The sequence below is a fragment of the Actinoallomurus rhizosphaericola genome (genome assembly GCF_024055675.1).
Classification (GTDB): domain Bacteria; phylum Actinomycetota; class Actinomycetes; order Streptosporangiales; family Streptosporangiaceae; genus Actinoallomurus; species Actinoallomurus soli.
Window position 1 is genome coordinate 313,996 of record NZ_JAMXMW010000010.1, and the last position, 11,113, is coordinate 325,108.

Sequence of the window (11,113 nt, forward strand, 5' to 3'; positions counted from 1 at the left end):
CGTGAGGCCGACCGGTCGGGGGCCGCGCGGTCAGGACCGCGACTCCGTGCCCTGCATGCCGTACCGCTCCTGGTCCGACGGGCGAGGCCCCTCGGGACCGTCCCGGCCGACGCGGATCATCCGCGAGACCCGCACGATGCGGAACTTACGCCCCAGCACCACGAACTCCGGCCCTCTCATCGCCTCGATCTGCTCTGCCGCCGCGTTCCACTCGGCGATCTCCTCCGGCTCGGCGGGCTCGCCCTGGAACTCCAGCAGCCGCGGCAGCAGCTCGCTGAAGTACTTCGCCAGGTGAGTACGGGCCCGGTCGGGGCCGTCCGCGCCGGTGAGGGGGTCCCAGGAGTCTCCCTTGATCTCCACCACGGTGAAGGTCGGCGGGAGCAGGACCACGCCCGGATGGGTGCGGATCGCGTGCCGGGCCTCGAGCTCCACCGTCTCGGGAACGGTCCCGGGGATGGGCAGGTGGCCGACGAGGTTCAACCGCAGCTGTGCCTCCCACTGCCCCACCGGCGTCCGCGGCTCGATAAGGTGGTCCTCCAGCAGCCGGACGTCGTCCGGAGGATCGGTGTCGGTGGGGCGCGGCGGCTCCATCAGCCGCTGTCCGATCAGCGTGAACTTCTCGACCCTGATCACCCGGTAGCGGCGGTCACCGATCTCCCACTCGTCCTTGGGGAGCTGCCGGCCGTCCTCCGGGTCGAGCCGGTCGGCCGCCGCGCGCATCGCGCGTGCCGTCTCCGCGTCCTCCTCGTCCCGCGCTCCCCTGCGCAGACTCGCGGCCAGGGAGTAGCGGGCGGTCTCCGGGTCGGACGCGCCGAGACAGCCGATGCGCCACTCGGTGCCCTTCTGCACGGCGTACCCGAAGTCGGGCGCTCCCGCCGGGAGGAGCTTGGTGAACGTCCGGATGCGATCTCCGAGGTCCCGGTCCCGCATCGCGGCGACCGGCTCGAGGTCGGCGACCACGTTGATGTAGTCGTATCCCGGCATTAAAGGAAAGGACATGACCCCATCCTTACCCGCGACGTCCCGGGCGCGCATCGCTTTCCCGCGGATCCGCGGGAAAAGACGGTCGACCTCGAATATCTCCCTGGTCAGGGCACCGACAGCGACGCCGGAATTCCGATATTCCACGAATTCACAAGTTATGCCGTTAATGATCACAAAAAACGACGTCGGCGCGGTCCCAGGTCCTCTCGCGGGCGAGCAGTTCGGCCTCCTGCGCCGCCCAGCGGTCCCAGTACGGCGCGTAGGTGTCGCCGTCGCGGTCGAGCGCCCGCCGCCGGCGGGTCCGCTCGTCCGCCTCCAGCCAGACCAGCGCGCTCGCGTAACCGGCGGCGCGGCGCGCTCCCGCTCCGACACCTTCGACGATGAGCAGTGCGGGCGGCGGAAGCGCGGCAGGGGCCCGCCAGCGCCCGCTCGTCCAGTCGTAGCGCGGGACGTACGCGGTGCGCCCGGCCGCCAGCGGGACGAGGACCTCCGACACCAGCAGGTCGACCCCGCGCTGGAGGCCGTCCCAGCCGCCGTAGAGGTCCTCCAGGCTCACCACCGGCGCGCACCACTCCCGGTGCAGCAGGGCGGCGAGCGTCGACTTGCCGGCCCCGGACCGCCCGTCGATCGCAAGGACACGGGTACGGCCGGCGCGCGCCGGGGCCGCCCGCAACCGCGCGCCGAGGTCCCGCACCCGCCGACCGGAGATCTCGCTCACCGGCCCTCTAGTGGACTAGGGCCCTGATGTCGGCGAACAGCCGCTGCGCGGCGGCCGCCGCCTCCTCGCTGGTCAGGTCCATGCCCTGGATGAAGCCGTGCTCCAGGCCGGGCTCGCGCCGGTGTACGGTGCGGACCCCCGCCTCGGCCAGCCGGGCCGCGTAGGCGTCGCCCTCGTCGCGGAGCGTGTCGTGCTCGGCGGTCACGAGGATGGTGTCCGGCATCCCTCGCAGGTCGGGGGCGAAGAGCGGGCTGGCCGCGGTGCGCGTCGCCGGGTCGGGCGCCCACTGCCCGATCGCCCAGGCGAGGAAGTCGGCGTCCGGACCGTGGTCGGCGCTCTTCTCCTCGATGCTGGGCAGGGACAGCGTCAGGTCCGTGTTGGGGCAGACGAGGATCTGCACGGCGGGCAGCGGGCCGCCCTCGTCGCGCAGCCGCAGGCAGGCCATGGTCACCAGGTGGCCGCCCGCGCTGTCGCCCGCGACCGCCACCGGTTTCGTCCGGCGTACGACGTCGACCACGTCGTCGATGGCCGCCGGGTACGCGTGCTCGGGAGCCCGCCGGTAGTCCACGGCCAGGACCTCGACGTCGCAGGCCTCCGCGATCCGCCGGCAGGTCCGGTCGTGGGTGTCCAGGTCGCCCATCACCCACGCGCCGCCGTGGGCGAAGACGACGAGCGGCCGTTCCTCCTCGGACGGGCGGTAGTGCCGCAGCGCCGGTCCGTCCGGGAGCCGGACGTCCTCGGCCCGGGCCAGTTCCGGGCCCTTGGGCCGCGCCGCGGCCCGGCGCCGGCTTCCTTCGCGCAGTTCGTCCAGATCCGGAACGGTCATGAGCAGCGATGGTAACCGGGCCCCCGCCGCTCGTTTTATTCGCTCGTGCCGGGAGACGGCATCGGCCAGACTCGCGTTCCGTGTCCTTCCTTCACGTGTTCGACATGGACGGAACCCTCCTCGGGGGGACGACCGCCAGCCTGCAGATCGCCCGTCGCCTCGGATCCGTGGCGGAGCTGGTCGAGCTGGAGGCGCGGTTCGCGGCCGGGGAGCTCGACACCCGGGGTTTCTCCACCGCCATCCACGGGCTCTGGCGGGAGCTGACGCCGGCCGTCGTCGCGGACGCCTTCGCCGCGAGCCCCTGGCTGGCCCGCATCGAGGACGTCTGCGCCGACATCCGGGAGCGCGGCGAGCGGTCGGTGGTGATCACGATGTCGCCCGACTTCTTCGCCCGCCACCTCCTCGACCTGGGCTTCGACGAGGTGATCGCCTCACGGTTCCCGGCCCTGCCGCTCCGCGAACCGCTCGATCCGGCGAACGTCCTCACCCCGGAGGACAAGGTCCGGATCGTCGACGAGCTGTGCGAGCGGTACGGCCTGTCGCACGCGCGGTGCGTCGCGTACGGCGACTCGATGTCCGACGCCCCGCTGTTCCGGCGGCTGACCAGGACCGTCGCGGTCAACGCCGACCACCACCTGGCCGAGCTCGCCGCCCTCGACTACCGCGGCGACGACCTGCACGAGGCGTACGCCCTCGGCCGTACGCTCCTCACCGCAAACTGATGCGTCACGGGCGGGGGATGTTGCGGAGGTTGGAGCGGGCGAGCTGGACCATGCGGCCGACGCCGCCGCTCAGCACCAGCTTGCTGGTGGTCGTGGCGAAGCCGGCCAGCTGGCGGCCGGTGATGCGCGGCGGGATGGACAGGGCGTTCGGGTCGGTGACCACGTCCACCAGCGACGGGCCGGAGTGCGCGAGCCCCTCGCGGAGCGCGTCGCGTACGTCGCGCGGGTCCTCGACGCGGACGGCGTGCGCTCCGGCGGCCCGCGCGATCGCGGCGTAGTCGGTGTGCGGATAGGTCGTCGCGTACGGCGGGAACCCGCCGACCATCATCTCCAGGTCGACCATGCCGAGGCTGGAGTTGTCGAACAGCACGACCGTCACCGGCAGGTCGTACTCCACCAGCGTGAGGAGGTCGCCCATCAGCATCGAGAAGCCGCCGTCCCCGGACATGCTGATCACCTGCCGGCCCGGGTGGAGCAGTTGCGCGCCGATGGCCTGGGGCATGGCATTCGCCATGCTGCCATGGGTGAAACTGCCGATCATGCGGCGGCGGCCGTTCGGGGACAGGTAGCGGGCCGCCCAGACGTTGCACATCCCGGTGTCGACCGTGAAGACCGCGTCGTCGGCGGCCTCCTCGTCCAGGATCGCGGCGACGTACTCGGGGTGGATCGGCCGGTGGTGCTCGACGTCACGGGTGTAGGCGGTGACCACCCCTTCGAGGGCGTCGGCGTGCTTCTTCAGCATCCGGTCCAGGAAGCGGCGGTCCGTCTTCTCCCGTACCCGCGGGATGAGCGCGCACAGCGTCTCGCGGACGTCTCCCCAGACCGCCACGTCGAGGCGGGACCGGCGGCCCAGGTGCTCGGCCAGGATGTCGACCTGGGCGGTGCGCACGTCGTCGGGGAGGAAGGCGGTGTACGGGAAGTCGGTGCCCAGCAGGATCAGCAGGTCGGCCTCGTGCATCGCCTCGTACGCGGCGCCGTACCCGAGCAGCCCGGACATGCCGACGTCGAACGGGTTGTCGTACTGGATCCAGTCCTTGCCGCGCAGCGCGTGCCCGACCGGCGCCTTGACGCGCTCGGCGAACTCCATCACCTCGTCGTGGGCGCCCGCGGTCCCGCGCCCGCAGAACAGCGTGATCGCCTCGGCCTCGTCGACGAGCCGGGCCAGCTCGGCGATCTCCGCGTCGCCGGGCCGTACGGCGGGCCGTTCGGTGACCACGGCGACGTCGCCGTCCCGTGACGGGGCGTCCTGCCCGGCGACGTCGCCCGCGACGCTCACGACGGCGACGCCGGAACGCCCGACGGCGTGCTGGATCGCGGTGGTGACGACGCGCGGCGTCTGCTCCGGCGTCGAGATCAGCTCGGAGTAGTGGCTGCACTCGGCGAACAGCCGGTCCGGGTGGGTCTCCTGGAAGTACGCCGTGCCGATCTCGGCGCTGGGGATGTGCGCGGCCACCGCCACCACCGGCGCCATGCTGCGATGCGCGTCGTACAGCCCGTTGATCAGGTGGACGTGGCCCGGCCCGCTGCTGCCGGCGCACGCGGCCAGGTGCCCGGACAGCTGCGCCTCCGCGCCCGCGGCGAACGCCCCGGTCTCCTCGTGCCGCACCTTGACCCAGTCGATCGCGGCGTTGCGGCGTACGGCGTCGGTGACGGGGTTGAGCGCGTCCCCGACCACGCCGTAGAGCCGCCGGACGCCCGCGCGTACGAGCAGGTCGACGAGCTGTTCCGCGACCGTTCGCTTGGCCATCGCTCGGTACCCCCCGACTGGGCGGCGGCCCCGCCGGGATCTCGGCAGAGTCGCCGTGGCCCTCGTACCACCCCTGCCCCGCCCGGCGGGGCCGCACACCGGCGGCGTGCGGCCCCGCGTGCCCCCCTCCTACCAGCTGTGGATGCCGGCGCCGTAGGGATAGAGCGGGTCGCCGTAGGTCGTGGCCGGCGACTGACCGGCATCGATCTTGGCGCGGATGTCGGCGCGTTCCGCGGCGGTCGCGCCCAGGTCGTACGGCAGGCTCCAGTCCTCGACGGCGTCGGCGGGGGTGTCCGTGCCGCCCGGCTTGAGGACCTGGTCGACGCTGCGCGGGAGCTGCCAGGGCAGCGACCCGTGCGGCGTGTAGTCGCCGAAGAGCAGGGACGCCGTCGCCGGGCCGACCTCCTCGCCGCCGCGGTACGTCATCACGATCGCGTCGGCGATGCCGTTCCACTCGGAGATCACGGTCGGCCGGGGCAGGTCCATGACCACGACGACCGGGATGCCCTGGTCGTGGAAGTTCTGGATGATGGCGAGCTGGTCCGCCGGCAGGTACGGCTGCTCCTTCGTCCAGGCCGTGGCGTGCGTGTAACTGGGCTCGCCGACCGCGACGACGGCGAGCTTGGGCGACGGCCCGGTGTCCTGGTAGACGTTCACGCCGGCCTTCGCCGCCCGCGCCTTGATCGCGTCCAGGATGTCCAGCGACCCGTAGTTCTGGTGGAAGTAGCTGGTCCACACGCAGCAGGCGGCGCCGTCGGTGGCCCGCGGGCCCGCCACCACGAGGTTGTCGCCCGCCTTCAGCTTGATCGGCAGGACGCCGTCGTTCTTCAGCAGCGTGATGGACTCGCGCGCGGCCTGGTTGGCGAGCGCGGCGTACGACGGCTGGTGGAAGCGGTACGGGCCGTTCACCGGGTCGCCGTACGGCCGATCGAAGATCCCGAGCTCGAACTTCAGCCGGAGGACCCGGGTCACCGCGTCGTTGATCCGGGCGATCGGCACGCTGGACAGGAAGCTCGCGATCGAGAAGTCGGCCGCGCCCGGGTCGGCGCCGCCCATGACGTCGGATCCGGCGTTCGCCGCGCTGATCCACGCGCCGGAGGGCAGCCAGTCGGTCGTGATGAGGCCGGTGTAGCCGAGGTTGTTCCGCAGGTAGTCGAGGATGGGCTTGCTGTTGCCCGCGCCCGGCCCGCCCGGGTCGAGGTAGGAGCTGCCGGCGTAGCCGGGCATGATGTTGACCGCTCCCGCGTCGAGCGCGGCCCGCCACGGGATCATGTGGTACTTGATCGTCACCGCGTCGTAGACGATGCCCGCCTCACCGCCGGCGCCCTCCCCCGGCCAGTGCTTGACCGTCGTGAGGACCGAGTTCGGGTTCAGCTCCGGCCCGCCCTGCAGACCGGACACGAGGGCGCGCACCTGGGCGGCCGCGACGTCGGCGTTCTCGCCGTTGCCCTCCTGGATGCGGGGGTACAGCACCTTGGTGCCGACCTCGGCGAGCGGCCCGAGCACGCCGCGCGTGCCGACCTCCAGCTCCTCGCGGCGCTGCATGTCGCCGAGCTTGTAGTCGAGGGGGCAGTCCTTGCCCGCGGCGAGCGCGCTCTGCAGCGGGTACGTCGTCTCGTACCCGGAGATCGTGTCGCCCGCGGAGACCGGCGGGATGCCGAGACGGGTACCGGCGGCGGCGCGGAGCACCTTGTCCAGGTCGGCGGGCTGCGCCGGGCCGAAGTGCCACCCCGACTGCGGATACGTCTGGGCGTTGTAGAACATCTGGTACGCCTTCTCCTCGGGCGTCATCCGGCCGAGGAGGTCGGCCACTCGCGTCTCGACCGGCTGCCGCCAGTCCTCGTACGGCTCGATCGTGCCGTCCTTGTTGAGGTCACGGGCGCCGTTCACGATGTTCACGCCGTCGCCCGCCGCCTTGATCGTGGGCAGGTAGACGCTGAACGTCCAAATGTTCGACGTGGTCCTGGCCCCCGATCCGCTCACCGCGACGACGAACCACTTGTACGTCCACCGGTCGCTGATGTCCCAGGTCGGCGTGTAGCTCGCGCCGGTGGGCTCGGCGACCTTCGTGTAGAGGTCGAGCAGGCGGCCGGAGGCGGTGAAGTCGTAGTCGGTGCGGCTGACGTTGAGCCACACCTCGTAGTGCGCGGTGCCGGAGACCGCGGCCCAGGACAGGGCCGGGCGGCGCGTGTCGGTGACCATCGCGTGGTCGGCCGGCGCCGACAGCGCGAACTGGCCGGTGGTCGCCGGGGCCTTGGTCGGCGGGGACAGCAGCGGCGGGTTGTCGCTCGACGCGTCGACCGTGCCGAAGACCTGGAACTCCCAGAGCGAGTAGCCGTACCCCGTGGCCCTGGCCGTGCCGTGGAAGCGGACGTAGCGGCCCTTGCCGGAGATGGTGAGGTTCTCGGTGCCGCCCTTGCCGGTCGTGGTGCTGTAGATGCTCGTCCACGTCGTCTCGTTGTCCGACACCTCGATCCGGTAGCCGGTGGCGTAGGCGTTCTCCCAGATGAGCGTGGCGCCGGTGATCGTGGCCGCTCCGCCGAGGTCGACCTCCAGCCACTCGTCGTCGGTGTACAGGCTGGACCAGCGGGTGTCCGTACGGCCGTCCAGCGCCGCCGCGGGGGCGTTGCCGCCCTCCGTCGAGGACGCCTTGACCGGCCGATAAGCGGAGATCGGCGTGGTGCTCGGCGGCGTCGTCGACCCGGCCGAGCCGTACACCTGGAACTCCCACAGCGAGTAGCCGTAGCCCGTCGCCCGCGCCGTCCCGTACATCCGGACGTAGCGGCCGGTGCCGGAGACGTTCAGCGTCTGCTTCCCGCCGGTGCCGCTGGTGGTGCTGTAGACGGTGCGCCAGGTGGCGGCGTCGTCGGAGACCTGGATCTGGAAGGCCGTCGCGTACGCCGTCTCCCAGGTGAGGGTGACCTGGCTGACGGTGGCGGCGGCGCCGAGGTCGACCTGCAGCCACTGCGGGTCGCTGAAGGCGCTCGACCACCGGGTGCCGGTGTCGCCGTCCACGGCGGCCGAGGCGGGCGTACCGGCGCTCTCGACCGACGACGCGGTGGCCGGTCTTCCTTGCGAGAGCAGTGTGGGATCCGCGCTCGCCGAGGTGGACAGGGCGGTCCCCGCGCAGGCGAGGAGGAGGGTCAGGATGGTGATCATGATCGCGGGCGCGGCGGGCCGATGGCCCACCGCCCGGGCACGGGGCTTCATGGGGGCAGCTCCTCTTCGGGGCACGGCGGAGCGGCGAGGAGACCGCCCGCCGTGAAGCTGATGGCGAAAAGGACTCCCGGCGGGGTGGGGGGCTCTGACGTGCACCGGGAGCTGAGGAGCGCGCTCTCCCGAGAGACTGATCGGGATTCCGACCGGTGTCAATACTCGGCGGCGGAGTTTTTTCGGGGCTTATATTAAGCCCCTGCTTAGAGGTCCGGGCGGCTGCCGGCACCACCGCCATGACCGGCTGAACGGGGCGCCCTCGGCGCCACGCCAGCCGGCCACCGCGCCCGAAAGCCCTCGATCGGGTCCTTCGGTTACATTTCAGGGAGCGTTTCGCCGGGTGCCCGGACGCGCCCTTACTTGCACTTGGCGGAGCACTTACCCTTGCCCCTCTTGTAACCGTATTTAGCGCACCGGTGCGTCTTGGGGTTTGTCTTGAGACAGCACCGGGTACACGGCTTGGGTTTGGCGTCGACGCGTACCGAAGCCGAGACGGCGGCACGGTTCTCCGCGGACGCGGAACCCCCGATCACCAGGACGGCTCCGAGGACCAGCATGGCCATGGCGACGGCCGTGGCGACCAGCTGTCGGACCTTCTGGATCATGAGACCACCTCTTTTCACCATCCAGTCTGCTTCGACAAGGTTCGCACCGTTTACCGTTCCCGGATAGGGCAGAATGCCTCTGGCCGGACGATAACTGGCCAACAATTTCGCGTCCGTTGATACCGACTTTGTCAGGATTGGTCGTCGGCGTACGAGGCCAGGCCATCGACCATCCGCTGCATGAAGCGGGTCAGGTACCACCGCCAGAACGGCCCCGACAGACGCAGCTTCGGCTCGAAGGTCGCCGACCAGGTGATGTCGGTGCCGCCCTGCGGCGCTGCGGCGAGTTCGACGGTGCCCCGGTAGGACCGGAACGGGCCGCTCACGTTCTCATAGCCGAACCGCCGGTCGGCGACCAGCTCGACGATGCGTTCCCGGGAGACCGCCCGGCCGGTGCGGAAGATCCGCGTGTCGCCGACCCGCTGCCGGCCTGCGGGATCGCCGCCGCCCTCGATCTCGGCGGCGTCGATCGGCGACCACGACGGCCAGGTGGCCGCACGGACGAGCGCTGCGAAGACGATGTCGGGGTTCGCCGGTGAATGGGAGGTCACGGAGTAGCTGTACGGCACTCCGCCACGCTAGGACGGCGCGGTCGGCTCGGGCCATGCGCGCGATTGCCCACCCGTCGACGGAATCTTGCGGTACGCCGACGGCCGGACACCGACGTGCGCCAGGAAGGCCGAGGACAGGCTGCCGGGGCTGGAGAAACCGCAGCGTTCGGCGATCCGTCCGATGGTGAGGTCGGTACCGTCGAGCAGCCGCCGCGCCTGCTCGATCCGCAGCCGGGTGAGGAACCGATGCGGTGTCTCGCCGGTGGCCTCGCGGAACACGCGCATGAAGTGGTACACGCTCAGGTGCACTTCGGCGGCGATGTCGGCGAGCGTCAGCGGATCGGCCAGGCGGTCTCGCATGATCGCGATGCTCTTCCGGACGGCCGTGTGCTCGGGACCCGGCGTGGGATGGCCCCGCCCCTGGGTCAGCAGGTGGGTCGCGAGGAAGGCCGCGGCCGATTCGGCGTACAGGTCGTTCGCGCCCCCGGCGGCGGGCAGCGCGCGGATGACCTGTTCGACGACCGCGTCGCCCGCGCCCAGGCCGGCGGCCAGCGCCTCGAAGTCCGGTTCCGGGCCGCCCAGCTCGGCCGCGACCCGGTCGACGGTCGCCCGCGGGATGTGCACCTGAATGGTGCGCATCGCCGACATCGCGCGATAACTGCGCTCGGTCGAGTGGCCGGGGACCATGAGTTCCAGGCGGCCAGGCACCCAGCGTCGCCGGACCGCCCTCCCGCCGGCGCGTGTCCGCATCACCGCGTCCCCGCTCGTACAGAGCACAAGGTGCAGGTCGGAAACCCCGGGCAGCGGAAGGTGCTCCGCCTCCGGCGCGTGGGTGAAGCACTGGACGAGCAACGACCGCCAGCCGCTGTCCTCCCAGCTGCAATGGGTACGCCGCACGACCTTCGCCATGTCGAAACCGGCGTACGGCGCCACGTCGAAGTCAGGCGAGTCGAACACCCCCGCGAGTCTACGGGGGCCGCTCCGGCGTGTCCTTCGCCGAACGTCCTGCACGGACCCGCGCGACACCCCAAGGAATAGACCGGACAACCATCCCAGATCGCACACCCAGGGGGCCTGTGCTGTTCCAGCGCCGTGTACTCAGGGGAGACAATTTCTCCCCTGAGTAGACAGCGCTGGAAACGATGCCCCTGCCCCGGCGTCATCTTCTCGCCGCAACCGATCCGCCCGGCCGGCGGTGCCGTACGAGCACCTGCCGAGCGTCGGACGGAGACGTACACCGCCCCGGGACCTCAGCCCTATAGGAAGGCGACTCTGACCACCTTTACGAAGACGCGGTGTTCCTTCAGGGGGCGCCGGAAGTAACCCCATGAGGCGGTGAGGGCTTCGACCAGGAGGAGGCCCCGGCCGCCCTCGTCCAGGTCGTCGGCGTCGCGGAGCGTGGGCATCACCGTGGGGCATCTGTCGATCACGTCGAAGACGCATCCCTGCCGGTGACGCTCGAAACGCACCGCGAAGTAGCCTCCCTCCGGGGTGCCGTGCCGCATCGCGTTGGTGGCCAGTTCGGAGATCACCTCTTCGGCGTCTTCGATGAGGTCCGTACGGCCGCAGGCCGTGAGGCATTCGCGCGCGAACTCCCGCGCCATCCGCGCCGCCGCCGGCTTAGAGGTCCTAACAAAATGATCACTTTGGTCCCACGGTGGCTGCCGGGCAGCTTTGATCATCTTCCGTGAAGAAGGGCGAGCAGCCTCCGTGGATCGTGCGGGACAGCCTGTGGGAGCGGATCGAG

General features: G+C 71.2%; 9 protein-coding genes. 1 reads left to right on the forward strand and 8 read right to left on the reverse strand.

Features of this window, described 5'->3' with window-relative positions:
• Positions 1 to 30: 30 nt before the first annotated feature.
• The 3 genes from NE234_RS23575 to NE234_RS23585 all read right to left on the reverse strand — a co-directional run bounded on the left by NE234_RS23575 (position 31) and on the right by NE234_RS23585 (position 2,528).
• A complete protein-coding gene (locus tag NE234_RS23575; RefSeq protein ID WP_252782669.1) occupies positions 31 to 999 on the reverse strand; it encodes a DUF5954 family protein in 969 nt (322 codons plus the stop codon).
• A gap of 148 nt (positions 1,000 to 1,147) precedes the next feature.
• Positions 1,148 to 1,702, reverse strand: a complete 555-nt coding sequence (locus NE234_RS23580) for a nucleoside/nucleotide kinase family protein (protein ID WP_252782670.1) — start codon at positions 1,700 to 1,702, stop codon at positions 1,148 to 1,150.
• A gap of 7 nt (positions 1,703 to 1,709) precedes the next feature.
• On the reverse strand, positions 1,710 to 2,528 hold the full coding sequence (locus tag NE234_RS23585; protein ID WP_252782671.1) for an alpha/beta hydrolase: 819 nt from the start codon (positions 2,526 to 2,528) through the stop codon (positions 1,710 to 1,712).
• An 80-nt stretch (positions 2,529 to 2,608) separates the two neighbouring features.
• Between NE234_RS23585 and NE234_RS23590 the strand changes: the two genes are divergently transcribed.
• Positions 2,609 to 3,250, forward strand: coding sequence for an HAD family hydrolase (locus tag NE234_RS23590; RefSeq protein WP_252782672.1), 642 nt, complete (start codon positions 2,609 to 2,611; stop codon positions 3,248 to 3,250).
• 4 nt (positions 3,251 to 3,254) lie between these two features.
• Here the strand turns inward: NE234_RS23590 and NE234_RS23595 are convergent, their stop codons facing one another.
• The 5 genes from NE234_RS23595 to NE234_RS23615 form a co-directional block, all read right to left on the reverse strand.
• Positions 3,255 to 4,997, reverse strand: a complete 1,743-nt coding sequence (locus NE234_RS23595) for a pyruvate dehydrogenase (protein ID WP_252782673.1) — start codon at positions 4,995 to 4,997, stop codon at positions 3,255 to 3,257.
• Between the two features lie 129 nt (positions 4,998 to 5,126).
• Positions 5,127 to 8,207, reverse strand: coding sequence for a discoidin domain-containing protein (locus NE234_RS23600; protein WP_252782674.1), 3,081 nt, complete (start codon positions 8,205 to 8,207; stop codon positions 5,127 to 5,129).
• 739 nt (positions 8,208 to 8,946) lie between these two features.
• The gene (locus tag NE234_RS23605) at positions 8,947 to 9,384 is read right to left on the reverse strand and encodes an SRPBCC family protein (protein ID WP_252782675.1); all 438 of its coding nucleotides are present in this window, start codon (positions 9,382 to 9,384) and stop codon (positions 8,947 to 8,949) included.
• A 9-nt stretch (positions 9,385 to 9,393) separates the two neighbouring features.
• On the reverse strand, positions 9,394 to 10,323 hold the full coding sequence (locus tag NE234_RS23610; protein ID WP_252782676.1) for an AraC family transcriptional regulator: 930 nt from the start codon (positions 10,321 to 10,323) through the stop codon (positions 9,394 to 9,396).
• Between the two features lie 299 nt (positions 10,324 to 10,622).
• Positions 10,623 to 11,048, reverse strand: coding sequence for an ATP-binding protein (locus NE234_RS23615; RefSeq protein WP_256529255.1), 426 nt, complete (start codon positions 11,046 to 11,048; stop codon positions 10,623 to 10,625).
• Positions 11,049 to 11,113 lie beyond the last annotated feature (65 nt).